At 73.6% G+C, this 26404-nt stretch carries 25 protein-coding genes and 2 tRNA genes; 17 read left to right on the top strand and 10 right to left on the bottom strand.

Going from position 1 to position 26404, the window contains the following annotated elements:
• Positions 1-6 precede the first annotated feature (6 nt).
• The 4 genes from DS079_RS00205 (at position 7) to DS079_RS00190 (ending at position 3719) form a co-directional block, all read left to right on the top strand.
• Entirely contained in the window at positions 7-1209 is a 1203-nt protein-coding gene (locus DS079_RS00205) for an alanine racemase (RefSeq protein ID WP_126984336.1), read from the top strand.
• Between the two features lie 48 nt (positions 1210-1257).
• Positions 1258-2598, top strand: a complete 1341-nt coding sequence (locus DS079_RS00200; protein ID WP_164736048.1) for a D-arabinono-1,4-lactone oxidase — start codon at positions 1258-1260, stop codon at positions 2596-2598.
• Between the two features lie 96 nt (positions 2599-2694).
• Entirely contained in the window at positions 2695-3570 is an 876-nt protein-coding gene (locus DS079_RS00195; RefSeq protein ID WP_126984335.1) for an inositol monophosphatase family protein, read from the top strand.
• 76 nt (positions 3571-3646) lie between these two features.
• A tRNA-Ala gene (locus tag DS079_RS00190) sits at positions 3647-3719 on the top strand.
• Here the strand turns inward: DS079_RS00190 and DS079_RS00185 are convergent.
• The 3 genes from DS079_RS00185 to DS079_RS00180 form a co-directional block, all read right to left on the bottom strand.
• Positions 3711-4421, bottom strand: coding sequence for a Mur ligase family protein (locus tag DS079_RS00185; protein WP_164736047.1), 711 nt, complete (start codon positions 4419-4421; stop codon positions 3711-3713). The genes DS079_RS00190 and DS079_RS00185 overlap by 9 nt on opposite strands.
• On the bottom strand, positions 4418-4636 hold the full coding sequence (locus DS079_RS16980; RefSeq protein WP_164736046.1) for a hypothetical protein: 219 nt from the start codon (positions 4634-4636) through the stop codon (positions 4418-4420). The genes DS079_RS00185 and DS079_RS16980 overlap by 4 nt, the downstream gene beginning before the upstream one ends.
• Before the next feature lie 95 nt (positions 4637-4731).
• Positions 4732-5082 carry a hypothetical protein gene (locus tag DS079_RS00180; RefSeq protein ID WP_126984333.1) on the bottom strand — a complete coding sequence of 117 codons (351 nt, stop codon included), beginning with the start codon at positions 5080-5082 and terminating at the stop codon, positions 4732-4734.
• Positions 5083-5162: 80 nt separating this feature from the next.
• On the opposite strand from DS079_RS00180, the gene DS079_RS00175 reads away from it, so the two are divergent.
• From DS079_RS00175 to DS079_RS00160, 4 genes are all read left to right on the top strand, one after another.
• Positions 5163-5873: an alpha/beta fold hydrolase gene (locus DS079_RS00175; protein WP_126984332.1), complete on the top strand. Its 711-nt coding sequence runs from the start codon at positions 5163-5165 to the stop codon at positions 5871-5873.
• The gene (locus DS079_RS00170) at positions 5870-6715 is read left to right on the top strand and encodes an alpha/beta fold hydrolase (protein WP_126984331.1); all 846 of its coding nucleotides are present in this window, start codon (positions 5870-5872) and stop codon (positions 6713-6715) included. Before DS079_RS00175 ends, DS079_RS00170 begins: the two co-directional genes overlap by 4 nt.
• Before the next feature lie 9 nt (positions 6716-6724).
• Positions 6725-7279 (top strand): type 2 periplasmic-binding domain-containing protein, encoded by a 555-nt coding sequence (locus DS079_RS00165; RefSeq protein ID WP_126984330.1) that lies wholly within the window; start codon positions 6725-6727, stop codon positions 7277-7279.
• Between the two features lie 103 nt (positions 7280-7382).
• Complete coding sequence (locus DS079_RS00160; RefSeq protein WP_126984329.1) at positions 7383-7856, top strand: S-ribosylhomocysteine lyase; 474 nt, start codon at positions 7383-7385, stop codon at positions 7854-7856.
• Positions 7857-7948: 92 nt separating this feature from the next.
• Here the strand turns inward: DS079_RS00160 and malQ are convergent, their stop codons facing one another.
• Both malQ and DS079_RS00150 read right to left on the bottom strand, forming a co-directional pair.
• The gene (gene malQ / locus DS079_RS00155) at positions 7949-10078 is read right to left on the bottom strand and encodes a 4-alpha-glucanotransferase (protein WP_126984328.1); all 2130 of its coding nucleotides are present in this window, start codon (positions 10076-10078) and stop codon (positions 7949-7951) included.
• Between the two features lie 83 nt (positions 10079-10161).
• A complete protein-coding gene (locus DS079_RS00150) occupies positions 10162-11784 on the bottom strand; it encodes a dolichyl-phosphate-mannose--protein mannosyltransferase (RefSeq protein ID WP_164736045.1) in 1623 nt (540 codons plus the stop codon).
• Between the two features lie 96 nt (positions 11785-11880).
• Here DS079_RS00150 and rsmI point away from each other — a divergent pair, with 96 nt between their 5' ends.
• The gene (gene rsmI / locus DS079_RS00145; protein WP_126984327.1) at positions 11881-12726 is read left to right on the top strand and encodes a 16S rRNA (cytidine(1402)-2'-O)-methyltransferase; all 846 of its coding nucleotides are present in this window, start codon (positions 11881-11883) and stop codon (positions 12724-12726) included.
• A gap of 132 nt (positions 12727-12858) precedes the next feature.
• Here the strand turns inward: rsmI and rpmF are convergent, their stop codons facing one another.
• Positions 12859-13029 carry a 50S ribosomal protein L32 gene (gene rpmF, locus DS079_RS00140; protein ID WP_010551080.1) on the bottom strand — a complete coding sequence of 57 codons (171 nt, stop codon included), beginning with the start codon at positions 13027-13029 and terminating at the stop codon, positions 12859-12861.
• A gap of 326 nt (positions 13030-13355) precedes the next feature.
• Between rpmF and DS079_RS00135 the strand changes: the two genes are divergently transcribed.
• From DS079_RS00135 to DS079_RS00120, 4 genes are all read left to right on the top strand, one after another.
• Positions 13356-14327 carry a TatD family hydrolase gene (locus DS079_RS00135; RefSeq protein ID WP_126984326.1) on the top strand — a complete coding sequence of 324 codons (972 nt, stop codon included), beginning with the start codon at positions 13356-13358 and terminating at the stop codon, positions 14325-14327.
• Positions 14324-15301 (top strand): 16S rRNA (adenine(1518)-N(6)/adenine(1519)-N(6))-dimethyltransferase RsmA, encoded by a 978-nt coding sequence (gene rsmA / locus DS079_RS00130; protein WP_126984325.1) that lies wholly within the window; start codon positions 14324-14326, stop codon positions 15299-15301. The genes DS079_RS00135 and rsmA overlap by 4 nt, the downstream gene beginning before the upstream one ends.
• Positions 15298-16224, top strand: a complete 927-nt coding sequence (locus DS079_RS00125) for a 4-(cytidine 5'-diphospho)-2-C-methyl-D-erythritol kinase (protein WP_126984324.1) — start codon at positions 15298-15300, stop codon at positions 16222-16224. The genes rsmA and DS079_RS00125 overlap by 4 nt, the downstream gene beginning before the upstream one ends.
• A 402-nt stretch (positions 16225-16626) precedes the next feature.
• Entirely contained in the window at positions 16627-18438 is a 1812-nt protein-coding gene (locus DS079_RS00120) for an HNH endonuclease (RefSeq protein ID WP_126984323.1), read from the top strand.
• Positions 18439-18505: 67 nt separating this feature from the next.
• Here DS079_RS00120 and DS079_RS00115 read toward each other — a convergent pair whose 3' ends face one another.
• The 3 genes from DS079_RS00115 to DS079_RS00105 all read right to left on the bottom strand — a co-directional run bounded on the left by DS079_RS00115 (position 18506) and on the right by DS079_RS00105 (position 21741).
• The gene (locus DS079_RS00115) at positions 18506-20365 is read right to left on the bottom strand and encodes an ABC-F family ATP-binding cassette domain-containing protein (RefSeq protein ID WP_126984322.1); all 1860 of its coding nucleotides are present in this window, start codon (positions 20363-20365) and stop codon (positions 18506-18508) included.
• A 96-nt stretch (positions 20366-20461) separates the two neighbouring features.
• Positions 20462-20998, bottom strand: coding sequence for a MarR family winged helix-turn-helix transcriptional regulator (locus DS079_RS00110; RefSeq protein WP_053917517.1), 537 nt, complete (start codon positions 20996-20998; stop codon positions 20462-20464).
• 95 nt (positions 20999-21093) lie between these two features.
• A complete protein-coding gene (locus DS079_RS00105) occupies positions 21094-21741 on the bottom strand; it encodes a TetR/AcrR family transcriptional regulator (RefSeq protein WP_126984321.1) in 648 nt (215 codons plus the stop codon).
• A gap of 179 nt (positions 21742-21920) precedes the next feature.
• Between DS079_RS00105 and DS079_RS00100 the strand changes: the two genes are divergently transcribed.
• From DS079_RS00100 to DS079_RS00090, 3 genes are all read left to right on the top strand, one after another.
• Positions 21921-21992: transfer RNA gene (locus DS079_RS00100), tRNA-Gln, on the top strand.
• A 71-nt stretch (positions 21993-22063) separates the two neighbouring features.
• Positions 22064-23572, top strand: a complete 1509-nt coding sequence (gene glmU, locus DS079_RS00095) for a bifunctional UDP-N-acetylglucosamine diphosphorylase/glucosamine-1-phosphate N-acetyltransferase GlmU (RefSeq protein ID WP_126984320.1) — start codon at positions 22064-22066, stop codon at positions 23570-23572.
• Complete coding sequence (locus tag DS079_RS00090; protein WP_010551089.1) at positions 23569-24549, top strand: ribose-phosphate diphosphokinase; 981 nt, start codon at positions 23569-23571, stop codon at positions 24547-24549. Before glmU ends, DS079_RS00090 begins: the two co-directional genes overlap by 4 nt.
• 129 nt (positions 24550-24678) lie before the next feature.
• Here DS079_RS00090 and DS079_RS00085 read toward each other — a convergent pair whose 3' ends face one another.
• Positions 24679-25248, bottom strand: coding sequence for a hypothetical protein (locus DS079_RS00085; protein ID WP_164736043.1), 570 nt, complete (start codon positions 25246-25248; stop codon positions 24679-24681).
• Between the two features lie 426 nt (positions 25249-25674).
• Here DS079_RS00085 and DS079_RS00080 point away from each other — a divergent pair, with 426 nt between their 5' ends.
• A complete protein-coding gene (locus DS079_RS00080; protein WP_010551091.1) occupies positions 25675-26316 on the top strand; it encodes a 50S ribosomal protein L25/general stress protein Ctc in 642 nt (213 codons plus the stop codon).
• The last annotated feature ends 88 nt before the right edge of the window (positions 26317-26404 follow it).

The following is a 26404-nucleotide window of genomic DNA, read 5'->3' as shown; positions in this document are numbered from 1 at the left end:
GACCCGGTGCGCGACCTCGCGGGACTCGACGGACTGCTGGCCCGGGCGGGATGGTCCGAGCGACCCCTCGCGGTCCTCGACCTCGACGCCGTCGACGCCAATGCCGACGACCTCCTCCGCCGCGCCGGCGGCACCCCGGTGCGCATCGCCTCGAAGTCGCTGCGGGTGCGGGGACTGCTCGACCGGCTCCTCGCCCGCCCCGGCATCGCAGGGATCCTCGCCTTCACCCTCCCCGAGGCCCTGTGGCTCGTCGCCCACGGGGCACGGGACGTGCTGGTCGCCTATCCGACCGCGGAGCGCGGGGCGCTGCGCCGCCTCGCCGCCTCGCCGGAGGCGCTGGACGCGATCACGCTCATGGTCGACGAGACCGCGCAGCTGGACCTGATCCTCGACGCCACCGCCGACCTCCCTCCCCGCACGGGCGGACGCAGGATCCGCGTGGCGCTCGAGCTCGACGTCTCCTACGCCCCGCTGCCCGGGATCCGCTTCGGCGCCCTGCGATCCCCGGTGCGCACGGCGGGCCAGGCCGTCGACCTCGCCCGCGCGGCGCTCGCCCGGCCCCGGCTCCAGCTGGTGGGCCTGATGGCCTACGAGGGGCACATCGCCGGGGTCACCGACGCCGCGCCCACCCCCTACGGCGCCGCGGTCCGCGCGATGAAGCGCCTCTCCCGCCCAGAGATCGCCGCACGCCGCGCCGAGGTGGTCGCCGCCGTCCGGGCGCTCGCCCCGCTCGAGTTCGTCAACGCCGGCGGCACCGGCTCGCTCGAGTCCAGCGCCGCCGAGGAGGCCGTCACCGAGGTCGCCGCCGGCTCGGGACTGATCGGGCCGGGCCTGTTCGACCGTTACCGCGGCTTCTCCCCGCAGCCCGCGCTGTGGCTGGGCACCTCCGTCGTGCGCCGCCCCGCACCGGGCGTCGCGACCGCGCTCGGCGGCGGGTGGATCGCCTCCGGCCCGCCCGGCACGGACCGCCTGCCCACCATCGCCCATCCGCCCGGACTCGCCTTCGCCCCGCAGGAGGCGGCCGGCGAGGTGCAGACCCCCGTGATCGGGCCCGCAGCCGAGGACCTGCGCGTCGGCGACACGGTGTGGCTGCGGCACGCCAAGGCCGGCGAGCCCGCCGAGCACTTCTCCCACTACCTGCCCGTCCAGGGCGAGCAGGTCCTGGACCCGATGCCCACCTATCGCGGCGAGGGCCTGACCTTCCTCTGATCCCCGGCCCGCAGCGCCCCGCCGTCCCTGTCCCGGAAGGAGCCGTCGATGACGATGAGCCCGAGCCGCCGCCCGCGCACCGACCGCCCCCGGCCGCGCCGCAACTGGTCCGGCGCGGTCCGCTTCACCCCGCACGAGATCCTCGCCCCCACCAGCGAGGACGAGGTCACCGCCGCGCTCCGGGAGGCACGCTCCCGCGGTCTCCCGCTGCGCGTGATCGGCGGCGGCCACTCCTTCTCCCCGCTGGTGGCGACCGACGGGCTGCTCCTCACCCTCGACGGCTATCAGGGTCTGGTCCGCGCCGATCAGGCGACCGGTCTGGTGACCCTGCGCGGAGGCACCCGGCTCTGGACGGTCGCCGAGCTCCTCGCCCCGCACGGCCTGGCGCTGGAGACGATGGGGGACATCGACCGGCAGTCGATCGCCGGGGCGATCCAGACCGGCACCCACGGCACCGGCGCGCGCTTCACCGGCTTCGCGGGCACGGTGCGCGCACTGCGGATCGCCCTGCCCGACGGCTCCGTCCTCGACACCTCGCCGGCCCGGGACAGGGACCTCTTCGAGGCGGCACGGCTCGGCCTCGGCACGATCGGGGTGATCCTCGAGGTGACCCTGCAGTGCGTGCCCGCCTACCGGCTCGAGCTGGTCGAGACCACCCGGCCCCTCGACGAGGCGGCCGGCGAGTTCCTCGCGACCTGCGAGAGCGAGGACCACCACGAGATCTTCTGGTTCCCCCGCACCGACCGCGCGACCGTGCGCACCATGCGCCGTCTCCCGGCCGACGCGCCCCGGGAGCGTCCCTCGCGCGCCGCCGAGCTGCTGCAGCGCAAGGTGCTCGGCAACGGCGCCTGGGAGATGCTGTGCCGCGCCGCCGCCCTCGCCCCGCCGCTGTCGAGGCCCGTCGCCGAGCTCGCCTCCCACGTCTTCGCCGGCCCGCGCACCGTCGACGACTCCGCCGCGGTGTACGCCGCACCGCGCCGGGTCCGCTTCCACGAGTCGGAGTGGGCGCTGCCGGCCGAGCACCTGGAGGCGGCGCTCACGGCGCTGAGCGCCCGCTTCGCGGCCGAGGACGTGCGCGTCACCTTCCCGCTCGAGATCCGCCGGGCCGCGGCCGACGACGTCTGGCTCTCCACCGCGTTCGAGCGGGAGACCGTGTACATCGCCGCGCACCGCTACCACCGCGAGGAAGCCGGGCCCTACCTGCTGCTGGTCCAGCGCACCCTCGCCGACTTCGGGGCGAGGCCCCACTGGGGCAAGATGCACTGGTTGGTCGCCCGCGAGCTCTCCCGGCTCTACCCGCGCTTCGAGGACTTCCGCGCCGTGCGCCGCGCCGCGGACCCGGACGGCCAGCTCATGACGCCTGCGCTGCGCCATCTGCTCGGGGCGTGACCCGGCGATGCCGTGGAGGGCCGGTCGAGGAAGGGGAGGCGTCCGTGCTCCGGGCCGTCGCCCCGATCCTGACCAGGGCGGACTAGCCTGGCGGTGATGAACACCACCGCTTCTTCCGCCCCGTCCCCGGCCCAGCTGCTCGAGCACGCCCTCACCGCCGCGCATGCCGCCGCCGAGTATCTCCGCGGCCTCGACCGCGACGACCTCTCCCGCGAGTACAAGACTTCCAGCCACGACATCGTCACCGAGCACGACCGCCGCAGCGAGGAGATCATCGTCTCCGAGCTGCGCCGTCTGCTGCCCAGCGCCCGCATCGTCGGCGAGGAGGGCGGGGAGCGCCCCGCCGCGGAGCACTCCGGTCCCGAGCAGGTCAGCTTCTACGTCGACCCGATCGACGGCACCAGCAACTTCGCCGCCGGCCTGCCGCTGTTCTGCATCTCGATCGGCGTCACCATCGGCGACGAGCTGGTCGCCGGCGTGATCGACGCGCCGGTGCTCGGCCAGGTCTTCGCCGCGGCCGACGGCTCCGCGACCCTGAACGGCCGCGAGATCACCCCGCGCGAGACCCGCCCCGCCCCCGACGCCCTCGTGCTGTCCGGCTACCCCGGCCAGCGCACGGGCTCCCGCTTCCCGGAGTTCGCCGCGAACGCCGTCCGCACCCTCGAGGACTCGGTCTCCGCGGTGCGCCACCTGGGCTCCGCCGCGCTCGAGCTCGCCTACGTCGCCGCGGGATGGGCGGACGCCACCGCCCTGACCGCGATCAACTCCTGGGACGTCGCGGCCGGCTTCCACATCGTCCGCCGCGCCGGCGGCTCCCTGCGCACATGGCCCGGTGAGGAGGTCGCCGAGCGGCCCGACCATCTCCAGCCCGCCTACGTCGCCTGCTCCGGCCAGGGGCGGCTCGAGGTGCTCGATGCGCTGCAGGACGAGCTGCAGGCTCTGCGGGTCGGGAGCCGAGCGTCCGCTCTGTGACCTTCGTCAAGAGGCCCGCCTCGATGCGACAGCATCCCTGGTGGGGTGCTAATCTGATGCGGTCGCCGAGCGACATGGGGCTATGGCGCAGTTGGTAGCGCGTCTCGTTCGCAATGAGAAGGTCGGGGGTTCGAATCCCCCTAGCTCCACAAAATCACCCCGCTGGTCTCCGGACCGGCGGGGTTCTTCGTGCTCGCGAGCGGGATGGTGCGGCGTCCGCTGTGCGCGGTGTCGACCATCGCGGTGACGCCGCCGCGGCGCCCGATCACCTCGAGCCGGCCCGGCGGAGGAGCCACCCCGGCCAGCGCCTCGGCCACCGTCCCGGGCCCCGCACCGAGGGCGATCACCGCGCTCGCCGCGAGCAGCAGGTTCGTCACCGCCACCGCGTGCACCGTCGGAAGCAGCACCGGGAGACGCTGCGAGCCCACGCGCAGCACCCCCTCGAGCCGCATCGCCCCGTCGGCCGCGGCGACCTCCTCGACCTCCTCGAGCACCACGTCCCCGCCGGGACCGACCGTCACCAGGCGCGCCCCGCGCCGCGCCGCCGCGTCCCGCACCAGTTCCCCCTGCGCGCAGTCCGTCGCCAGCACCACCGCCCCGTCGGGCCGCAGATGCTCCTCGAACAGCTGCAGCTTCGCTCCCCAGTACGCCTCGAGACTGCCGTGCACCTCGAGATGGTCGCTCTCGAGCCCCGTGCACACCGCCACGTCGACCTCGACGTGCTCGTAGAGGCCGTCCTTGAGGGTCCCCACGAAGGCCTCGAGCGTGATCGCCTCCTCGCCGAGCACGACCTGCTCGGCGAGGAGATCCGGCAGGAACTGCGCCGAGCGCCGGAACTGCGCGGGCCTCACCGCACCGTGCACGTCGTCGGCGCCGAGCGCCGGAACTGCGCGGGCCTCACCGCACCGTGCACGTCGTCGATCCCGGTCGAGTCGCAGCCGGCCGCGCGCAGCCCCGCCGCGCGCAGCAGCTGCAGGGTCGCGGTCGCGACGGTGGTCTTGCCCGTGGTGCCGGTGACCGCGGTGGTGAGCGGGCGGCCGACGGGTGCGGTGATGGGCTGGATCATCGTTCTCCCCCTGGGCCGACGGCAGCACGCACGGACGGCGCACCGTGCTCATCCCACCCCACGACCAGGGCCCGTCCCAGGCCCGGGACCCGTCGTCAGGCCCGGGGGCGGGACGGCGGGATCGGACGGAACCGTCCGCCCGCACCGCGGCTCAGCACCACGGCGCTCGCCGGAGCGACCTCGCACACGGTCTCCTCGAGATGCCGGGCCACCGCCGCGAGGGCCCGCCGTGCCGACTCGTCCTCCTCCGCCCGGGAGCTCGGATCCACGCCGAAGCGCAGCACCACCCGGCCGACGCGCCGGCCCGCGACGAGCGGCGCCTCGACGTCCTTCCGCTCCACGGCGTGGAGGGAGCCGAGCGCGAGCGCGGCCTGCTCGAGCACGTCGGCGGGGGAGGAGCCGGCGCGCAGCGCACCGATCGGCAGGTGGAGGCGGTAGCTCGGCATCGTCCCAGGCTAGTCCCGCTCCGAGAGCTCCGGTACGCTCCGTGCGGGACGGGCCGCAGAGGACCGGGGGAGGGGACGCCGTGACTCGGAGCATCGTGCTGATCCATGCCGTGCGCTCCTCGCGCACCATGTGGAAGGGCCAGGTGCGCCGCCTGCGCGAGCGCGGCTACGAGGTGATCGCCCCGGACCTGCCCGGCCACGGCGCCCGCCGCGGCGAGCCCTTCACCCTGGAGTCCGCGCTCGCCACGATCGACGAGGCCGTCTCCCGCTGCCAGCAGCCGCCGCTGCTCGTCGGCCTCTCGCTCGGCGGCTATCTCACGCTCCACTTCGCCGGCACGAACCCCGGCCGGCTCGCGGGCGTCGTCGCCGCGGACTGCACGATCGTGCCCGGACCCGCGATGGCGCGGGTGTACGGGCTGTGGATGACGATGAAGGACTGGCTGCCCGGTGACTCCGATGCCCGCGTCGCGCGCTCCTTCGCCCGGCGCCACACCCGCAAGGCCGCGAAGCGGTACTACGGCGGCGGCCGCGCCCACGGCGTGATCCGCATCGTGGTGCGCACGATCGGCGCCCTCGACCTGCTCTCCGACGTCGCCGCGATCGACGTGCCGATCACCTTCGTCAACGGCGAGCACGACCCCTTCCGCCGCCACGAGGCGCTCTTCGTCGAGGCCGCCCGCGACGGCGAGCTCGTGATCCTGCAGGATGCCGGGCACATCGCGAACCTCTCCCGCCCCAAGCGCTTCGCGAAGGTGCTGCACCGCTGCGCGGCGGCGACGGTGCCGGCGTGAGCGACCCCGCCGCGTCCGGCCCCGCCGGGCCCGCACGTCCCTGGCCCGTCGTGCTCGTGCACGGCACCCGCACCTCGCACAGCCAGTGGGACCCGCAGGTGCCCGCGCTCCGCGCCGCCGGGCACCACGTCCTCGCCCCGGACCTGCCGGGGCACGGCGCTCGCCGCGGCGAGCCCTTCACTCTCGAGGCCGCGCAGTCCGTCATCGAGGGCGCGGCGCGCACTGCGCACGAGGCGACCGCTCTGCCCGTCCACCTCGTCGGCAGCTCGCTCGGCGGGATGCTCGCCATCCGCTCCGCGGCGCGGCTCGGCGCGGCGGACCAGGCCGACTCAGGCACCGACAGGGCCGGCGCACCACCCGTCCTCGGCTCCCTCGTCGCCTGCGGCGCCGCGGTGCAGCCCACCCCGCTCACCGCCCGGCTCTATGCCCGCCTGATCACCGCCACCGACCTGCTTCCCGCGATGCGCAGCGGCTCCGAGGCCTTCCCCTTCACCTGGCTGCTGGGCCGGGACGGGGCCCGCGCCTATCTGCGCGGCGGCCGGGCCGACATCGACGTGGTCGCCCCCGCCTTCGCCGCCGTCGCCTCCCTGGACCTGCGCGGCGAGCTGTCCCGCATCCCGGTGCCGGTGACCTTCCTCCACGGCCGCTTCGAGCAGCTGCGCCTGCACGAGCGCTCGTTCGCCGCCGCCGCCCCGCAGGGCCGGCTCGAGCTGCTGCCCTACGGCAACCACATGCTGAACCTCGTCCGCGCCGAGCGCTTCACCCCGGACCTGCTGCGCGTCCTCGCCCGCGCCGAGCGACCGACGAGCCCCGGGACGACCCAGGACCGTCTCGGGCCCTAGTCTGGTCCCATGCACCACACCACCCTGCGCGTCGGCTTCGTGCCCGGCGTCGAGCCCGACCGCTTCCTGCGCCGCTGGAAGTCCGGCCGTCGCGACGCCTGGCTCGAGCTCGTCCCCGTGCCGCTGTCCCGCCAGACGGAGGCGCTGATCGGCGGCGAGGTCGACATGTGCTTCGTGCGCCTCCCGCTGCCGGAGGAGTCGGGCGAGCAGCTGCACCGGGTGGCGCTGTGGGAGGAGCGCGCCTGCGTGGTGGTCGGCGACGAGGACGTGCTGAGCCTGCAGGACGACATCGTCGAGGCCGACCTCGAGGGGCAGACCGAGATACGGCAGGAGCACCTCGACGATGCCGCCTCGCGGATCGCCGTGGCCGCGAGCGGAGTCGGCTTCGCGCGGGTCCCGCTCTCCCTCGCCCGCCTCCACCGTCGCAAGGACGCCGTCGCCCTCCCTCTGCGGGACGGCGAACCGACCCGCATCGCGCTCGCCTGGCCGCGCGCGGCCGACGACGAGATCCGTCAGGAGTTCGTCGGCGTCGTCCGCGGCCGCACCTCCCGCTCGAGCCGCTGACCGAGCCGCGCAGAGCGCCTGCGTCGCGCCTCCGCACCCGCCGACGGCGCACCGGCCCCGTCGGCCCCTGAACCCTCCGCCCACACCCGACCAGAGGAGAACCATGACCGAGCAGCCCCGCATGAACGTCGAGAGCTTCAACCTCGACCACCGCACCGTCGCCGCGCCCTACCTGCGCATCGCCGATCGCAAGGAGCTGCCCGGCGGCGACGTGCTCACCAAGTTCGACGTCCGCTTCACCCAGCCGAACCTCGCCCATCTCGAGTCCGAGACGGTCCACTCCCTCGAGCACATGATGGCCGAGCACATGCGCAACCACTCCGGGGACGTCCTGGACGTCTCCCCGATGGGCTGCCGCACCGGGTTCTACGTGCTGCTGGTGGGGGACCACGACGCAGACGGCTTCGCTCCGATCCTCGAGGCGACCCTGCGCGACCTGCTCGCGGCCGACGAGGTCCCTGCCGCGAACGAGGTCCAGTGCGGCTGGGGCGCCCACCACAGCCTCGAGGGCGCCCATGCCGCGGCCCGCGCCTTCCTCGAGGCGCGCGAGGAGTGGGGCACCGTCACCGCCTCCTGAGCCTGCCCCGCCGACGACGCAGCCCCGCCTCCCACGATCACGGGAGGCGGGGCTGCGTCGTCGAGCGTCCCGGCGGGCGGGGGAGAGCGGGCTCAGCGCCCGCCGATCCCCTCCCGCACCGCGGCGAGCAGCCGTGCGGTGCGGGGATCGGTCGCGATCTCGTCGAGGCCGACGGGCCGGCCGGCCGGGTCCGCGAGCGGGATCCGCCAGTTGGGGTACTCCTCGTCGGTGCCCGGCTGGTTCTGGATCCGTCGCTCGCCCACGCAGTCCACGAGCGAGACCCCGAGCAGCATCGACGGGGTGCGGGCCAGGTGCCGGTGCAGCGCGATCACCGTCTCCTCGACGTCGCCCGCCGGGCCCGGGGCCAGCAGCCCCTCGGCCCGCAGCACGTCCAGAACCTCCTCGCGCCCGGCGGCGTCGGTCGCGAGCTCCTCCTCCAGCGGCCGCTCCAACAGTCCCAGCTCGTGGCGGAGCGTGACGTGGTCGCCGGCGAGATAGCCGGCCGTCGGCGGCAGGTCATGGGTGTTCACCGAGGCCATGCACAGGGTGCGGTAGTCCTCGGCGCGCAGCGGCTTCCCCTCGCCGTCGTACTCGAACCACAGGATCGAGGTGCCCATGATCCCGCGATCGACGAGATAGTCCCGGACCCATGGCTCGAAGGTGCCCAGGTCCTCGCCGACGACGAGGGTGCCCGAGCGCTGCGCCTCCAGCGCGAGGATCCCGATCATCGCCTCGTGGTCGTAGGAGACGTAGGCGCCGTCGGCCGCCCGGTGCCCCTCGGGGATCCACCACAGCCGGAACAGGCCCAGCACGTGGTCGATCCGCAGCGCACCGGCGTGCCGCATCAGGGTGCGCAGCATGTCCCGCCACGGCCGGTAGGACGCCTCGCGCAGGCGCTCCGGGTGCCAGGGCGGCTGCGACCAGTTCTGGCCCTGCTGGTTGTACTGGTCTGCGGGGGCGCCGACGGTCGCGCCGCGCGCGAGCACGTCCTGCAGCGCCCAGGAGTCCGCGCCGACCTGCTCGACGCCGACGGCGAGGTCGTGCATGATCCCGATCCGCATCCCGGCCTCGCGCGAGGCGGCCTGGGCGGCGGCCATCTGCTCGTCCAGCCACCACTGCACGCGGACGTGGAACTCGATCCGCTCGGCGAGCTCGGTCCGTGCCTGCTCCAGGACCGCCTCGTCGAGATGCTGCAGCACGGTCTCCCTGGGCGTGCCGCGCACCGACTCCGCGATCGCGGACCACAGGGCGAAGTCCTCGAGCCCCTGCCCCTCCCGCGCCCGGTAGGCGTCCAGCAGCGCGGCCCGGCCCGCCGTCAGCGGCACCGCGAACAGCTCCTCGAGCGCCTCGAGCTTCGCCTCCAGCACGGCGTCGCGCTCGAGCCGGTCCCCGCGCGTGTTGCGGTCCGCGACCGTGCCGCGCAGCAGCTCGACCTTCTGCCGGGCGACCTCGGTGAGGGAGCGGTGCTCGGGCACGTCCTCGACGCGCAGGTACAGCGGGGCGGTGAAGCGCCGGGTGACCGGGAGATAGGGGGAGGGCTCCACGGGCGGGGTCGGGTAGGAGGCGTGCAGCGGGTTCACCAGCAGGAAGTCCGCGCCGTGGCGGGCGCCGGTGATCGCGGCGAGGTCGCGCATGTCGGCGAGATCGCCGATGCCCCACGACCGCTCGGAGCGGACCGAGTACAGCTGCGCCTGGACGCCGAAGGCGCGCCGGGCCGCGTACTGCTCGTGGACGGTGAGCCGTGCCGGGGTGACCACGAGGTCCGCCTCGGCGGGACCGGCGGCGGTCTCGGCGACCAGCCGGTGCCAGCCCAGCGGCAGCCCCTCCGGCAGCAGGAAGCGGGCGCGACCGCGCAGCGTGCCGTCGAGGTCGTGGGCAGGGGTGTGGTCCTCGCCCTGGACGAGGTCGACCCGGCCGCCCTCCTCGAGCAGGACGTGCACGGAGACGGGGGTGCCGTGGTCGACGTGCACGGGGACGCTCGAGGCCTGGTCCTCCCGCATCACCGTCACCGGCGGGAGGGTGCGTTCCCACGGGGCGCGCTCGCGGCGGGCGCGGACGGCGGCGATGTCCTCGTCGGAGGCGACCGGGGAGCCGAGCGCGGCGAGGATCGCGTGCAGGGTGGAGTCGGCGACATCCTTCTCGGTGCCGTCCCACCCCCAGTACCGGGTGCTGACACCGAGGTCGTGGGCGAGATCTCGCAGCGCTGAGGAGTCCGTGGCCATGGCGTCATCGTAGCGGCGGGCAGGGGCCGTGATGCACCGGACTGCGGGGTTGCCGCACGGGATGCCGGCGCGCCCGCGGTCCGTCAGGTCCAGGACGGCAGCCACATCCGGTACTGCCACTGCTCCACGTCCAGCACCTGCCCGGTCCACACCGGCCAGAAGAACGCAGAGACCATCACGATGAGCACCAGCAGCGAGCCGACGAACAGCCCTCCGGCAAGACGCCGCTCCCGCTCCGCGCCCGGCGGACCGATCACGAGGCTGAGCACATAGGTCAGGCACAGGATCAGCCACGGCTCGAAGGCGATCGCGTAGAAGGTGAAGATGGTGCGGTCTGTGTACAGCAGCCACGGCAGGTAGCCGGCGACGATCCCCGACAGCGACGCCCAGGCCCGCCCGTCGCGGTGCACGATCCCGAGCACCACGGCGACGAGGATCGCCAGCGCTCCCACCCACCAGATCAGCGGATTGCCGACGTCGAGGATGTGCGCGCCGCAGCGGGCGACCTCGCAGCCGTTCTCCCCGTAGTCGTAGGAGCGGTAGTAGAAGTTCGTCGGCCGCAGCTGCAGCAGCCAGCCCGCGGGATGCGCCGCGTACGGGTGCTCGGAGTCGAGGCCGACGTGGAAGTCGTAGGCCTGACGGTGGTACAGCCACAGCGAGATCAGCGCATCGAGCGGACCGAACCCGATGGCGACGCCCTCGTCGGCCGCGAGGTGCCGGTTGTACCCGATCGAGGAGGCGAACCAGCCGGCCCAGGAGACGAGGTAGGTCAGCAGCGCCGTCCCGACCACCGCGAAGAACGCGGGGATCGCGTCCTTCACCAGCCCGACGAGGAACCAGCGGGGCTGGGCGATCGTGCGGCGCGCCCACCAGTCCCACAGCACGGTCATGATCCCGAAGACCGCCACGAAGTACAGCCCCGACCACTTCACCGCGCAGGCCGCCCCCAGCAGCGCCCCGGCCAGGATCCGCCAGGGCCGCAGCCCGCCTGAGGCCCCGAGCGGGGGCGGCGCCTCGGAGGCCAGCTGCATCCGGGCGGCGGTCAGCGCGAGATGCTCCCGGAACCGGTCGCGGTCGATGAGCAGCGCGCCGAAGGCGGCGAGCACGAACACCATCAGGAAGGGGTCCAGGAGGCTCGTGCGCGCATGGACCAGCGCCATCCCGTCCACGGCGAACAGGAGCCCCGCGATGAGGCCCGCGGTGGTGGAGCGGAACAGTCGCCGCGCGATGAAGGTCAGCATCAGCACCGCGAGGGAGCCGAGAACGGCGGAGGAGATCCGCCAGCCCCAGGGGCTGTCCGCTCCCAGCAGCGTCATGCCAGCACCGATCAGCCACTTCCCGAGCGGCGGATGGACGACGTAGGAGGCGGTCTCCTCGTAGGAGTCGACGTCCCCGGCCTCGAAGGCCGCATCGGGCTCCTCGGGCCAGTCCATCTCCACGCCCTGCTGGGTCAGGGTGTAGCCGTCCTTGACGTAGTAGGTCTCGTCGAAGATCAGCTCCCCGATGGAGCCCAGCCCCCACAGCCTCAGCACGAGCGCGAGGCCGAACACGGCCATCGCCCCGGCCCAGGCCATCCGCGAGACCGGCAGGTCGACGGCGCGCAGACGCCGGCGGTATGAGGCCAGCAGCGCGCCCGGCTCGTCCTCGACGGCCGCACGACGACGGGCCCCCGCTGCGGACTCCTCCTCGGACAGCTCGGTGCGCACCCGGTCATGCTAGGTGATCGGCAGGCCGCGGCACGGACAGCACGCGGGGCCCGACGGCGTCGAGAGGACCGGCACCGACGGCACTAGCATGGCGGGATGCTCGAGCCCGGAGTCCTCACCCTCGCCGCCACCCCGATCGGGAACCCCCTGGACGCCTCGGTGCGCCTGCTGCGGACCCTCGGGTCCGCGGACCTCATCGCCGCCGAGGACACCCGGCGCCTGCACCGGCTGATGACCGACCTCGAGGTCTCCACGAGCGCGAGGATCCTCTCCTACCACGAGCACAACGAGGCCGAGCGGACCGCGACGCTCCTCGAGGCGGTCCGCGCCGGTCAGCGGGTCCTGGTGGTCACCGACGCCGGGATGCCGGTCGTCTCCGATCCCGGCTTCGAGGCCGTGCGCGCCGCCGCGGAGGAGGGCCTTCCCGTCACGGTGATCCCCGGCCCGTCGGCCGTGCTCACCGCGCTCGCCGCCTCGGGGATCGCCCCGGACCGCTTCACCTTCGAGGGCTTCCCGCCCCGGCGCGGCGGCCGACGCGCGAGCGCCCTCGAGCCGCTCGCGGGCGAGCGCCGCACCATGGTCTTCTTCGAATCGCCGCGGCGCACCGCCGCGACCCTCGCCGCGATGGCGGAGGCCTTCGGCGAGGGCCGACGGGCGGCCGTGGCCCGCGAGCTGACCAAGACGCACGAGGAGATCCTGCGCGGCACCCTCGCCGAGCTGGTCCGTTGGGCGGAGGGCACCGAGGTGCTCGGCGAGATCGTGATCGTGGTCGCCGGGGCCGAGCCGGTCGCCGCCTCCGCGGAGGACCTCGTCGACGAGGTGCTCGAGCGGGCGGCCGCGGGGGAGCGGCTCAAGGACGCGGCGAAGGAGATCGCCCGGGTCCACGAGGGCGTCGGCGCGAGCGAGCTCTACGACCTCGCGCTCGCCGCCCGTCGGCGGTGAGGACGCCGGTGGCGAGGGCGCAGGCGGCCTGTGCGCCCGGTGGCGCGCCGGCCCTGCATGCGAGAACGCCCCCGGCACCTGGTGCCGGGGGCGTTCTCGAAGGTCCTGCGTGCGGGCAGTGCCCGCGCGGGATCAGTCCTCGATCTGGAGGAGGCCGCGCTGGTAGGCCTTCGCGAGGCGGCGCGGGACGTTGGCGGTGCGGCCGCGGACCGTCACCTGCACGAGGTCGGCGTTGTTCGCCTTCCACTGCGAGCGGCGGGAGTGCGTGCGCGCACGGGACATCTTGAACTTGGGCACTGCCATGGGACGCTCCTTGGACGGTCCGGAGGATGAACGGCGTTGGCGTCCGTCCCGAGCAGCGACCCGAACCCGCTGCAGTGTCCGGGGACACGACGATCGGGGCGCTCGGGTGCACGAAAGGGCGCGCAACGACGACCCATCTTGCCACATCCGCATCGACTCCGCGCCCTCGCGCTCCGTGAGGTAGCACACCGGCGGTGCAGGACACAGCCGGTCTGGCGCCTCCGCGGCGCTTCGCGGCAGCGCGACAGCCGTCGGCCCCGCAGGCCGCGGGGGCGCTCCCGAGGACACGGTGCGGAGCAGTGCGGCGACCCTCCTACGATGGTCGCATGCCGTCACCGCACGAGAACACTCCCGCCTCCGCGCTCCCGCCGGTGCGCGACCGCGAGGACATCGATCCGCGCGGCAAGACGCGCGACCGCTCCTGGCCGCCCGCGCCCGAGCCGCTGCCGTACCCGGTGATCGACAACCACTGCCACCTCGACTTCGCCGACGGGGACACGCAGCTCAGCGTCCAGGACCACGTGGACCGCGCCGCCGCCGCCGGCATCGACGCGCAGATCACGATCGGCTCCGACCTCGAGGCGGTGCGCTGGACCGCGTCGCTGCTGGCCGCGCCGGACTGCCCGTCCTCCTTGCGCGGCGGCGTCGCCGTGCACCCCAACGAGGCGGCGCTGCACGCCCGCGGCCACGACCACGACGGACGCGGGATCGTCGGCCTCGACGCCGCGATCGCCGAGGTCTCGGAGCTGCTGCGCGGCCCCGGCATGGTCGTGGTGGGGGAGACGGGCCTGGACTGGTTCCGCACCTCCCGCAAGGACGAGCAGGCCCGCGAGGCGCAGATCTCCTCCTTCCGCGCCCACATCGCGCTCGCCAAGGAGCTCGACCTCCCGCTCCAGATCCACGACCGCGACGCGCACCGCGACGTGCTCGAGATCCTCGAGGCCGACGGCGCCCCCGAGCGGACCGTCTTCCACTGCTTCTCCGGCGACGCGGAGTTCGCGCGCCGGTGCGCGGACCGCGGCTGGTACCTCTCCTTCGCCGGCACCGTCACCTTCAAGAACGCGACGGACCTCCGCGCCGCGCTCGCCGAGGTCGGTCTCGGACAGGTCATGGTCGAGACCGACGCGCCCTTCCTCACCCCCGTGCCCTATCGCGGCCGGCCGAACTCCTCCTACCTGATCCCGCTGACCATGGCGACGATCGCGGAGACCACCGGTGCCTCGCTCGAGGAGGCCTGCCGCGCGGTGCGCGCCACCACCCAGGACGTGTACGGCTGGCCCGAGGCGGCCGCGGCATGAGCACGGGGGAGCAGGAGCGCGGGGGAGAGCAGGACGGCGCCGGCCTGCTGCTGACCCACCGCGACATCCGCGAGCTCGCCGAGGCCGCGGGGATCCGCCCCTCGAAGCAGCGCGGTCAGAACTTCGTGATGGACCCGAACACGGTGCGCACCATCGTCGGACGTGCCGGCGTCGAGCCCGGCCAGGCCGTGCTCGAGGTGGGGCCGGGTCTGGGGTCCCTCACCCTCGGCCTGCTCGAGGCGCAGGCGGACGTCGTCGCTGTCGAGCTCGACCGCGGCCTCGCCGAGCTGCTCCCTCTCACCCTGCGCGCCCGCGGCGTCGAGGAGGAGCGCTTCCGCCTCGTCCACGCCGATGCGCTCCAGGTCACCGACCTGCCCGGGCTGCCCCGCGCGGGGGAGCCGACGATGCTGGTCGCGAACCTGCCCTACAACGTCGCCACCCCCATCCTGCTGACCATGCTCGAGCGCTTCGACTCGCTCCGCTCGGCGCTGGTCATGGTGCAGTCCGAGGTCGTCGACCGGCTCACCGCCGGGCCGGGCTCGCGCACCTACGGCGGTCCGAGCGTGAAGGCCGCCTGGTACGGCCGGGCCGTCCACGCCGGACGGATCTCGCGCCAGATCTTCTGGCCCGTCCCCAACGTCGACTCCGCCCTCGTGCAGCTGGTCCGTCACGAGCAGCCGCTCGGCTCCGCGGCGGAGCGTGAGCAGGTCTTCGCCGTGATCGATGCGGCATTCGCCCAGCGCCGCAAGACCCTGCGCGCCGCGCTCGCCGGCTGGGCGGGCACCGCGGCACGCGCCGAGGAGATCCTCCGCGCCGCCGGGATCGACCCGTCGGCTCGAGGAGAGACCCTCGAGGTCGAGCAGTTCCGCGCCATCGCGCACGCCGCGGTGGAGCAGGCCGAGGGCGAGGTCGGGACGGATGGTCCGACGGGGGGCCCCGCGCCCGAGGACGACGCGACGGGAGCCGAGGGGTGAGCGGCGCACTCGAACGGGTGGTCGTGCGCGCCCCCGGCAAGATCAACCTGTCCCTGCACGTCGGCGGCGTGGACGGCCGCGGCTACCACGCGCTCGCGACGGTGTTCCAGGCGGTCGACCTCTACGAGACCGTGACGGCGACCCGCGCCGACGAGATGAGCCTCGAGATCACCTCCGAGGTGCCGGGGGAGGTGCCGCTGGACGGCACCAACCTCGCCCTGCGCGCCGCCGAGCTGCTGCGCACCGAGTGCGGGGTGCGGGAGGCGGCGGCGCTCCACGTCCGCAAGCAGGTCCCCGTCGCCGGCGGCATGGCAGGCGGCTCGGCCGATGCGGCGGCGGTGCTCGTGGCGCTGGACCGGCTGTGGGGGCTGGGCCTCGGCGCCGAGGCGCTGCGCACGCTCGGGGCACGGCTCGGCGCCGACGTGCCCTTCTCGATGCTCGGCCACACCGCGCTGGGCCGCGGCAACGGCGCGGACCTCACCACGGTGCTCACCCACGGCGAGTGGACCTGGCTGCTCGCCGTCCCCGGCGGGCACCTCTCCACCCCGGAGGTCTTCCGGCGCTTCGACGAGCTCGTGCTCGCGGGCGGCCGGGTGCCGCCGGAGCGACCCGAGATCGACGAGCGACAGCTCCAGGCGCTCAGCGGCGGCAACCTCGAACTGCTCGCCGACACCCTCCACAACGACCTCCAGGCCGCGGCGTTCGCCCTGCATCCCCGGCTCGAGGAGGTCGTCGAGGCCGCCGAGCGGCTCGGCGCGATCGGGGCGATCGTCAGCGGCTCCGGGCCGACGGTCGCCGCGCTGGTCGAGGACGAGGCCGCCGCGCGCACCATCGCGGCAGGCCTGACGGAGGGCGGGCTGGTGGAGTCCTGCCTGATCGCGCGGGGCTCGGCGCCCGGCGCGAGCGTGCTCGAGGAGAGCTGAGCGGGGCTGCGGCCCGCCCCTCCGGGCGCGGCCCCGTCCCGGTGCGGCTTGGACGGTTCCTCCACGAAGCGGAGTCATCCACCGCGTCGTGTCGAGGGTTCCTCCCCACGTATTGGTTTTCCACAGTGCGCTGTCCGCAATTCAGTGCGGAAGATCGTGGACGGCAGCCGAGTTATCCACAGGAATCGACGCCGCTTGACATTCCCCCTCGGATCCAGACGCGCAGTCGAGGGCCTGAGATGGGTGTGTCTCTGCAGTTCGGCGGGCGGGTGCTGGTGCTGCTGCCCGCTGCGACCGCCGACCTGTCCTCCCCACGTCCGGGTTGTCCACACAGCGAAGTTCCTGGTCAGTAGCTGCATTGTGGGTCTTCTCTTCCTCGAATGGCCGTGCGAAAGTTGAGGCATGTCGAAGGAATCCTCGAACGAGCGCGAGATCCCCGAAGGTGCCGCCGGCGCCTCCGGCGGTCACGGCCGCCCGTCCGGGGAACATGGTCGCCCGTCCGGGGAGCACTTCCGCCCGTCCGGGGATCCGGCCGGCGAGCTCCCTCCTCGTGCGGACCGCCCGATCCAGGTCGACGCCGAGCAGCTGACCATCGGCGAGCTCGACCTCCTCGCCGCCCGCGAGGTCCTCGCCGAGCTCGGTGCGCGGGGCTCCGCGCCCCTGGACTCGCTGGACATCGACGAGACGTTGACGCTCCTCGAGACCATCGTCGGCCTGGAAGGAGCGCTCGAGTCGCTGCGCGCGCGGACAGCGGTGCACCTCGAGGACGCGGTGAAGGCGGACTGCCTCCGACGGGAGGAGAGCCCCAGACAGGCCGCGCTGGTGGCCCGCGCCGAAGCGTCGCGGGCGCTGAAGTCCTCCCGCGCGGTCGCAGGGCGCACGCTGGCGACCTCCCGCCGGCTCGTCGGCAGCATGCCCGGGATGATCTCGGCGCTCTCCTCCGCGCGCATGCTCCCGCAGTCCGCCCACAAGGTCGGCTCGGTCCTGGGCCCGGCGACCCCGGAGCAGCGTCGACAGGTCGATGCGATCCTCACCTCCCGGCTCGCCGAGCTCGAAGGGTGCGGGCCGCAGCAGTGGGGCGACGAGGCGGCGAGGATCCTCCACGCCCTCGACCCTGCCGGTGCCGCCGCGCGCCACCAGGCCGCGAAGCGGGAGCGGCACGTGACGGTGCGGCGCACCGACCACGGGATGGCGCGGATCACCGCCCTCGTCCCCGGCATCGACGGCGCTCGGATCCGCAAGGGACTCGACGTCGCGGCCGAGAGCGCCCGCGCCCAGGGGGACCGGCGCGGGCACCAGCAGATCATGGCCGACCTCTTCGCCGACGCGCTGATCGGCCGCGGCGACGGCATCGACCCCACGACGCTCGATGTCGGGATCGTCATCACCGACCGCTCCCTCCTCGCCCCCGCGCACGCCGACGCCGCCCTGGTCGAAGGATTCGGGTCCGTGCCCTACGACCATGTGCGCGAGGAGATGCTCTGCGCAGCCCAGTCCGAGGAGGACACCGACCTCGCGCTCACGATCCGTCAGCTCTACGCCGGCCTCGACCACGGCGACCTGGTCGCGGTGGAGTCACGATCGCGGGCGTTCCCCGCAGCGCTGACCAGGTTCCTCACCCTCGCCCACCAGACCTGCCGCGGGCCCCACTGCGACGCCCCGATACGGCAGATCGACCACATCACGCCCTGGTCGGAGGGCGGGGAGACGACCCTCGACAACGGCAACGGCCTCTGCGCCGCATGCAACCAGAAGGAGCTCGCCGGGGAGACCGCACGCGTGGTCCGCGACGAGGACGGCGTGCGCCGCACCGTCCGCTGGACCACCCGTCACGGCCGCAGCGCGACCCGCGGGGCGATCAACCTCGATCCGCTCGGCACCTACCGACGACGATGCGCGAGAGAGGCCCCGGCACCCGGAGAAACCCCTCTGAGCAGCTGTGCGCCCGCAGAGCACCCGGCAGGCGATCAGTCTGCGCATGACGGAGCGCCCCACGACCTCACGACGAGCGAGCACGTGGGCGAGGACCATGAGATGAGCAGACCCGGGGCGACCGGGCAGAGAGACGGGTCGGCAGGCGACGGCATGACACTGCACCGTGCTCTCACCGCTCTGCGGCTCCAGCTCACGGACATCCCCGAGCCCCACCGGTCCCGCCGCTGCCCGGGCCGCCCCGGCGACTGGTTCGTGCGGCGCGGCAGTCGCGGGAGATGATGCGCCGGAGGCGCTGAGCGATGCCCTGCTCAGCGGGACGGCACCAGGACCACGGCCGACGAGCTGCTCAGCCGAGCTGCTCGGACAGCTCCAGCCAGCGCTCCTCGAGCTCCTCGTTCTCCCGCTCGACCTCCTGCAGCTGTGCGGTGATCTCCTGCAGCCCCTGGTAGTCCGACTGGTCGTGCCCGGCGAGCTTCGCGTGCAGGGACTCCGTCTGCTTCTCGAGCTTCTGCATCCGCCGCTCGATCGCGCCGAGCTCCTTCTGCGCCGCATGCGCCTCGGCGCCGGAGAGGGCAGGGGCAACCGCGGAGCTGCCGCCGGACCTGGAGGGCCCTGCGCCGCCCGCCCCGGACCCGGAGCCGGCAGCGCCGGAGGAGCCCGCGCCGGTCGCCCTGCTCGAGGCCGAACCCGCCGCGGCCTCCTCGCTCGCGGCGCGCAGCGCGAGATACTGCTCGACACCGCCCGGCACGTGCCGCACCGTGCCGTCCAGCACCGCGTACTGCGTGTCCGTGATGCGCTCGAGCAGGTAGCGGTCGTGCGATACCACCAGCAGCGGCCCGGGCCAGGTGTCCAGCAGGTCCTCCATCGCCGCGAGCATGTCCGTGTCCATGTCGTTGGTCGGCTCGTCCAGGACCAGCACGTTCGGCTCCTCGAGCAGCGTCAGCAGCAGGTCCAGGCGACGCTGCTGACCACCCGAGAGCGCCTTGACCTGCACCTTCTGATGCGCCGCGGTGAAGCCCAGACGCTCGAGCAGCTGACCGGGGGAGACCTCGTCCTTGCCGGCCGTGAACGTGGTGCGGTATCGCCCCACGACATCGCGGACCCGGGAGTCCAGATGCTCCTGCAGCCCCTCGAGCCGCTGGGACACCTGCCGCACCGTCACCGTCTTGCCCCGCTTGACCCGCCCGGCGAGCGGCTCGAGGTCCCCGGTGATCAGCGCGAGCAGCGTCGACTTCCCGGCGCCGTTCGGGCCCAGGATCCCGATCCGGTCCGCCGGGCCGATGTGCAGGGTCACGTCCTCCAGCACGGTCGTGTCGCCGTAGCCGGCGGCGACGTCGAGCACGTCGATCACGTCGCGGCCCAGCCGCGAGGTCGCCAGCTGGGTCAGCGCGACCGTGTCGCGCACGGGCGGCTCGCCGGCGATGAGCTCGTTCGCCGCGTCGATGCGGAACTTCGGCTTCGAGGTCCGCGCCGGGGCCCCGCGGCGCAGCCACGCGAGCTCCTTGCGCATCAGGTTCTGCCGCTTCGACTCGATCGCGGCGGCCTGTCGGTCTCGCTCGACCCGCTGGAGGACGTAGGCGGCGTACCCTCCCTCGAAGGGCTCGACGATACCGTCGTGCACCTCCCACATCCGGGTGCACACCGCGTCGAGGAACCAGCGGTCGTGGGTGATGACCACGAGCCCGCCGTCCTTCGCGCTCCAGCGCCGCCGCAGGTGCTCGGCGAGCCAGGCGATGCCCTCGACGTCGAGATGGTTCGTCGGCTCGTCCAGCAGCAGCACGTCCCAGTCGCCGACCAGCAGCTCCGCCAGATGCACGCGGCGCAGCTGCCCGCCCGAGAGGTCCGTGAGCGGTGCGTCGAGATCGATGCCGCCGAGCAGACCCGCGAGCACGTCGCGGATCCGCGCGTCGGAGGCCCATTCGTACTCGGGCCGGTCGCCCACCACGCGGTCGCGGACGCTCGCCCCGACCGTCGCCTCGTCCTGCTGGGTCAGCACGCCGACGCGCACCCCGCCCCGCACCGTCACGCGTCCCTCGTCGGGCTCCTGCGCGCGGGCGAGCAGGCGCAGCAGCGTCGACTTGCCGTCGCCGTTGCGGCCGACGACTCCGATGCGGTCGCCCTCGTCGATGCCGACGGTGACGTCGTCGAGCAGCACGCGATCGGGCAGCGCGACGTGGAGGGACTGGGTGCCGAGCAGATGAGCCATGCGGGTGGGGTCCTCCTGGGGGACGGGGAGCGGAGTCGGAGGGGGAGTGCCGGGGCGGCGCGGGAGCGGACGCTCACCGGGCGCCGTGCGCCGGCCTCAGCCTCCGAGGGGGTCGTCGGACTCGAAGGTGAGCAGCAGGGTGCGGAGCATGCCCGCGAGCTCCGCCTGCTCGGCCGCGGCGAGCGGGCCGAGCAGCTCCCGCTCCGCCTCGAGCAGGCGCTCCATCGCGGCGTCGACACGGGCCACGCCGTCGGGACGCAGCCGCACCTCGACCGCTCGGCCGTCGTGCGGGCTGCGGTTCTTCGAGACCAGGCCGCGGGTGACCAGCTTGTCGATGCGAGTGGTCATGGTGCCGCTGGTCACGAGCGTCTCGTGCATGAGCGCGCCGGGGGAGAGAGCGTCCTCGCCGCTGCGGCGCAGGGCGGAGAGCATGTCGAACTCCCAGCCCTCGAGCCCGGCCTCGGAGAAGGCCTCGCGCCGGGCGATCTCGAGATAGCGGGTCAGGCGCGAGACGCGGGAGAGGACCGCCAGCGGCGAGACGTCGAGGTCCTCGCGCGCGAGCTCCCAGCCCGCGAGGACGCGGTCGACCTCGTCATGGGGCGGCGCGGCGTCGTCCGCAGGCGTGGTGGGCATGGGGCGAGTCTAGGTTCTCGGTCCGGGCCGCGGTCGACACGGGTGACACGGGCGACGCGGGCGACGCGGGCGACGTGCTGCGCCGGCCGAGACGCTCAGCCCTTCGTCTCCCCGCGCAGCTCGGGCTTCTTCTCCAGCGAGCTCAGCCCGAACCAGGAGAGGTTCACCATCCGCGCGGCGACGACCTCCTTCGAGGGCTTGCGGGTCTCGAGCCACCACTGGCCGGTGTAGGCGACCATGCCCACCAGCATCTGCGCGTACAGCGCGGCGTCCTTGATCGGGTACGAGTGCAGCCGCAGCTGCCTCGCCAGGATCACCTCGACGCGGCGCGAGACGTCCGTGAGCAGGGAGGAGAAGGTCCCCACGGAATGGCTGACGGGGGAGTCGCGCACGAGGATCCGGAAGCCGTCCTCGTTCTCGTCGATGTAGGCGAGGAAGGCGAGGGCGGCGCGCTCCATCAGCATCCGCGGATGGGCGCGCTGATCGGAGAGGGACTCCTCGAGCGCGGTGAGCAGGGTGGAGACCTCGCGGTCCACGACGACCGCGTACAGGCCCTCCTTGCCGCCGAAGTGCTCGTAGACGATCGGCTTGGAGACCTTCGCGCGCGAGGCGATCTCCTCGACCGCGGTCATGTCGAAGCCCTTCTCGGCGAACACCCGCCGGCCGACGAGCACGAGCTGCTCCCGCCGCTCCTTGCCCGTCATCCGGGTCGACCGACCGCGAGGGGCCCCGTTCTCCGCCATGCGGCGAGTCTCCCACACGGCGACCGCACGGTGACCGGCGGGTCAGCGGAGCCCCCGAGCGCGTCGACGGGCGCTGGCCGGGGGCGCCCGGGCGGTAGGATCGCCCCGCGTCCGTGCGCCCGTCGGCTCCGTCCGGCGGTGCCCCGCGCCTGCTCGCCGGCGCTCCGCGACGGGCGCGCTCCGCCATGGTGTAATCGGCAACACCTCAGATTTTGGTTCTGAAGTTTCAGGTTCGAGTCCTGATGGCGGAACGCTCACCGTCCTCCGGGGCGGCGCGGCCGACACCCGTCGATCCCACCCTCGATCTCTAGGAGCTGCCGACGTGGCCACTGCCGAGACCACCGCACCCGCCGCCGTCATCGTCCTGGCCGCCGGCGCCGGGACCCGCATGAAGTCCCGCACCCCCAAGGTGCTCCACGAGATCGGCGGTCGCTCGCTCCTCGTGCACGCGCTCACCGCCGCCGAGGGCACCGGCCCCGGCGAGCTCGTCGTCGTGCTGCGCCACGAGCGCGAGCGCGTGGCCGCGCACCTCGCCGAGCACGCCTCCGAGGTGCGGGTCGCCGACCAGGACGAGATCCCCGGCACCGGCCGCGCCGTCCAGTGCGGCCTCGAGCAGGTCGCCGCGGGCGAGGGCACCGTGCTGGTGACCTACGGCGACGTGCCGCTGCTGGACCCCGCGACGCTGCGCGAGCTGGTCGCCGCCCACGAGGCCGAGGGCGCCGCCGTCACCGTGCTCAGCGCCCGCGTCCCGGACCCCGCCGGCTACGGCCGCATCCTGCGCAGCGAGGACGGCTCCGAGGTGCTGGGCATCGTCGAGCACAAGGACGCGACCGACGAGCAGCGCGCGATCGACGAGATCAACTCCGGCATCTACGCCTTCGACCTCGCCGTGCTGCGCGACGCGCTCGGCCGCATCACGACGGACAACGCCCAGGGCGAGATGTACCTCACCGACGTCCTCTCGATCGCGCGGGCCGACGGCCGCTCCGTGCGGGCCGTGGTCACCGAGGACGTGATGATGGTCGAGGGCGTCAACGACCGCGTCCAGCTCGCCCAGCTCGGCGCCGAGATGAACCGCCGCATCCTCGAGCGCCACATGCGCGCCGGCGTCACGATCGTCGACCCCGCCACCACCTGGATCGACGCCGACGTCACCATCGGCCAGGATGCGACGATCCTCCCCGGCGTCCAGCTGCACGGCGCCAGCGACATCGGCGCCGAGGCCGTGATCGGCCCGGACACCACCCTGCGCGACACCGAGGTCGGCGCCGGCGCCGAGGTGGTCCGCTCCCACGCGCTGCTCGCCGTGATCGGCGAGGGCGCGACCGTCGGCCCCTTCTCCTACCTGCGCGCCGGCACGGACCTCGGCGCGAAGGGCAAGATCGGCGGCTTCGTCGAGACGAAGAACGCGGTGATCGGCGAGGGCGCGAAGGTGCCCCACCTCAGCTACGTCGGCGACGCCGAGATCGGCGAGGGCACCAACATCGGCGCCGGCACGATCGTGGCGAACTACGACGGGGTGAACAAGCACCGCACCACCGTCGGCCGCCACGTGCGCGTGGGCTCGGACAACGTGCTCGTCGCCCCGGTCACGATCGGCGACGGCGCCGCGACCGGCGCCGGCACCACCGTGCGCAAGGACGTCCCCGCCGGAGCGCTGGGCGTGAACGCTGTCTCGCAGCGGAACATGGAAGGATGGACCCTGCGACGCCGTGCGGGGACCCCGGCCGAGAGCGCGGCCCGGGCCGCCCTCGACGCCGAGCAGGGGTCCGCGGCACAGACGCCCGCAGGAACTGCCGCCGAGGAGCACAAGGAGCACGAGCAGCGATGAGCGGAATCGTCACCACCGGGGAGAAGCGACTGGTCCTCGCCTCAGGACGGGCCCACCCGGTGCTCGCCCAGGAGGTCGCCGAGGAGCTCGGCGTCGAGGTCCTCCCCATGGACGCCTGGGACTTCGCCAACGGGGAGATTTACGTGCGCTACGGCGAGTCCGTGCGCGGCACCGACGTCTTCGTGCTCCAGTCCCACCCCGCTCCCATCAACACCTGGGTGATGGAGCACCTCATCATGATCGACGCGCTCAAGCGCGCCTCCGCCAAGCGCATCACCGCCATCGCGCCGAGCTTCCCCTACGCCCGCCAGGACAAGAAGCACCGCGGCCGCGAGCCGATCTCCGCCCGCCTCATGGCGGACCTCTACGAGACCGCCGGCGTGGACCGCATGATCTCCGTGGACCTCCACGCCCCCCAGGTGCAGGGCTACTTCAACCGGCCGCTGGACCACCTGATGGCGCTGCCGATCCTCGCCGACTACGTGCAGAGGAAGTACGGCGAGGAGGACATCGCCGTGGTCTCCCCGGACGCCGGCCGGATCCGCGTCGCGGAGCAGTGGTCCAAGCGGCTCGGCGGCGTGAACCTCGCCTTCATCCACAAGACCCGCGACACGACGCGCCCCAACCAGGCCGTCGCCAAGCGCGTGATCGGCGACGTCACGGGGAAGACCTGCATCCTCGTCGACGACATGATCGACACCGCCGGCACCATCGTCCAGGCCTCCGACGCGCTGATCGCCAACGGCGCCGCTTCCGTCGTCATCGCCACCACCCACCCGATCCTCTCGGACCCGGCGACCGAGCGGCTGAAGAACTCCCAGGTGCGCGAGGTCGTGTGCACGAACACCCTCCCGGTCCCGCCGGAGAAGCAGTTCGACCGCCTCACCCAGCTCTCCATCGCCCCGCTCCTGGCGCGGGCGATCCGCGCCGTGTTCGACGACGGCTCGGTGACGAGCCTCTTCGACGGCGAGGTCTGAGCCGACGCGGTCCGGGCCGGCCTTTCCTGCGGGCGCGACGCCCCGCGCCGCACGCGGCCGACGGGGAAGCGGCCCCGTTCCCGACGGGGAACGGGGCCGCTTCGTCGTGCGGCGGGGTGGTGCCGGGGCTCAGATCAGGAACCGGTTGCCCCTGACGAGGCGGCTCCACTGCCTGCCGAGGCCGATGTGGTCACCGGCGGCCAGGCCCGCCATCGCGAGGACGGCGACCGCGAGCAGCAGGTGGGTGTCGTAGAGCGGATTGGTCGACATCGGGAACGCGGCGAGGTACATGAGCGTGTGCATCGCGGCGGCCGAGACGGCGGCGACGCGGGTGCCGATGCCGAGCATGAACGCCAGGCCCACGCCGAGCAGGCCGAGCATGAACAGCACGTCCGTGAGCGGGTTGATCGAGAGGAAGACGCTCCACACGTCCGCGAAGGGGTTGCCGCCCTCGATCGAGCCGCCGAGGAAGCCCGCGGTGGGGGAGCCGCCGTTCAGCCAGGCGCCCTCGGGCGGGGTCGCGAAGCCGAGGCCGAAGGTCTTGTCCAGGAAGGCCCACAGGAAGGTGAAGCCGACCATCAGGCGCGTCACGCCCAGGAGCGTGTAGCCCCAGCCCGCCTTCCGCGTGGCGGTCAGCTCGGCGGCGGTGGCGGGGCGGGCGGGAGTCGCAGCGGCGGGGGTGGCGGCGGAGGCGCTCACGGCAGCTGCCTTTCGGTGTCGACCCGGTCGGTGCCCGGATCTCGGTGATGTCGATGATGTCCATGTCAGCGGTGTCGTCCTGACAAGAACAACGGTAGGCCCGACCGGCCGGTCCGCGCGGGGACCAAGGTCACCGATTCGTCCTCCTGACCTGCAGGGACGTTGGTCCCGTCGGGAAGTGTGAGGGGTGGGTGGGGGATGAGACGGCCGGGTGCGGGGCTGCCGCCGCGTGCGGCGCCGCTCACGTCCGCCCGGCTCCCCGGCACCGGGAGGGCGGCTGCGTGGTAGTGTCTGCGCGTCACTTCGGCGAGGGAGGGGTCCTGCCCCCTCCGTGATCGACGCGGTGCGGATCTCCGGGAGGCGTGCCCTCCCTGTGCCCCGTGGCGTCGCTCATCGTCGAGCCCCGCATCCACGAGGAGCACCACCATGGCTGAGAAGCTGAACGTCGAACTGCGCGAGGACTTCGGCAAGGGCGCTGCCCGCCGTCTGCGCGCCGAGAGCCGCGTCCCCGCCGTCCTGTACGGCCACGGCGAGGCCCCGCTGCACCTGTCGCTGCCCGGTCACGAGACCGCGCTCGCGGCCCGCAACCCCAACGCCCTCCTCGAGCTGCAGCTCGCCGACGGCACCTCCCACCTGGCCCTGATCAAGGAGATCCAGCGCCACCCGCTCAAGCGCTCGCTGAACCACCTCGACCTGATCATCGTCAAGAAGGGCGAGAAGGTCGAGGTCGACATCCCCGTCGTCCTGGCCGGTGAGGCCGTGTCCCCCGCGGTCGCGATGGTCGACCTGCAGTCGCTGACCCTCTCGGTCGACGCGCTCAAGGTCCCCGAGCAGATCGAGATCGACGTCGAGGGCAAGGAGGAGGGCTACCAGCTCTTCGCCGGCGACGTCGTCCTCCCGGGCGACGCCGAGCTCGTCACCGACGCCGAGATCCTCGTGGTCTCCGTCATGGTGCCGCACGTGGCCGAGGAGGACCTCGAGCCGGTCGTCGACGAGGACGCCGAGGGCGCCGAGGGCGAGACCGAGGCCGAGGGCGCCGAGTCCTCCGAGGGCTCCGAGGAGGAGTGACCCCTCCGGGACGGGGAGCGCGGGCAGGACGCCCGTCGGCTCCCCGTCCCGCTCCGTTGCTCACACACCGCCTGCCGGGGCGTCGCGC

The organism is Brachybacterium paraconglomeratum (genome assembly GCF_003994255.1).
Taxonomy (GTDB): domain Bacteria; phylum Actinomycetota; class Actinomycetes; order Actinomycetales; family Dermabacteraceae; genus Brachybacterium; species Brachybacterium conglomeratum.
This window is presented reverse-complemented; position numbering and strand designations above follow the sequence as displayed.

What these genes read in the sequence shown, in the direction of transcription:
- DS079_RS00200 (WP_164736048.1), top strand. Translation starts at nt 1,258, where the DNA reads ATGACGATGAGCCCGAGCCGCCGCCCGCGCACCGACCGCCCCCGGCCG.
- DS079_RS00195 (WP_126984335.1), top strand. Translation starts at nt 2,695, where the DNA reads ATGAACACCACCGCTTCTTCCGCCCCGTCCCCGGCCCAGCTGCTCGAG.
- DS079_RS16980 (WP_164736046.1), bottom strand. Translation starts at nt 4,636, where the DNA reads ATGATCCAGCCCATCACCGCACCCGTCGGCCGCCCGCTCACCACCGCG.
- DS079_RS00180 (WP_126984333.1), bottom strand. Translation starts at nt 5,082, where the DNA reads ATGCCGAGCTACCGCCTCCACCTGCCGATCGGTGCGCTGCGCGCCGGC.
- DS079_RS00165 (WP_126984330.1), top strand. Translation starts at nt 6,725, where the DNA reads ATGCACCACACCACCCTGCGCGTCGGCTTCGTGCCCGGCGTCGAGCCC.
- DS079_RS00160 (WP_126984329.1), top strand. Translation starts at nt 7,383, where the DNA reads ATGACCGAGCAGCCCCGCATGAACGTCGAGAGCTTCAACCTCGACCAC.
- malQ (WP_126984328.1), bottom strand. Translation starts at nt 10,078, where the DNA reads ATGGCCACGGACTCCTCAGCGCTGCGAGATCTCGCCCACGACCTCGGT.
- rsmI (WP_126984327.1), top strand. Translation starts at nt 11,881, where the DNA reads ATGCTCGAGCCCGGAGTCCTCACCCTCGCCGCCACCCCGATCGGGAAC.
- rpmF (WP_010551080.1), bottom strand. Translation starts at nt 13,029, where the DNA reads ATGGCAGTGCCCAAGTTCAAGATGTCCCGTGCGCGCACGCACTCCCGC.
- DS079_RS00135 (WP_126984326.1), top strand. Translation starts at nt 13,356, where the DNA reads ATGCCGTCACCGCACGAGAACACTCCCGCCTCCGCGCTCCCGCCGGTG.
- rsmA (WP_126984325.1), top strand. Translation starts at nt 14,324, where the DNA reads ATGAGCACGGGGGAGCAGGAGCGCGGGGGAGAGCAGGACGGCGCCGGC.
- DS079_RS00120 (WP_126984323.1), top strand. Translation starts at nt 16,627, where the DNA reads ATGTCGAAGGAATCCTCGAACGAGCGCGAGATCCCCGAAGGTGCCGCC.
- DS079_RS00115 (WP_126984322.1), bottom strand. Translation starts at nt 20,365, where the DNA reads ATGGCTCATCTGCTCGGCACCCAGTCCCTCCACGTCGCGCTGCCCGAT.
- DS079_RS00110 (WP_053917517.1), bottom strand. Translation starts at nt 20,998, where the DNA reads ATGCCCACCACGCCTGCGGACGACGCCGCGCCGCCCCATGACGAGGTC.
- DS079_RS00105 (WP_126984321.1), bottom strand. Translation starts at nt 21,741, where the DNA reads ATGGCGGAGAACGGGGCCCCTCGCGGTCGGTCGACCCGGATGACGGGC.
- DS079_RS00090 (WP_010551089.1), top strand. Translation starts at nt 23,569, where the DNA reads ATGAGCGGAATCGTCACCACCGGGGAGAAGCGACTGGTCCTCGCCTCA.
- DS079_RS00080 (WP_010551091.1), top strand. Translation starts at nt 25,675, where the DNA reads ATGGCTGAGAAGCTGAACGTCGAACTGCGCGAGGACTTCGGCAAGGGC.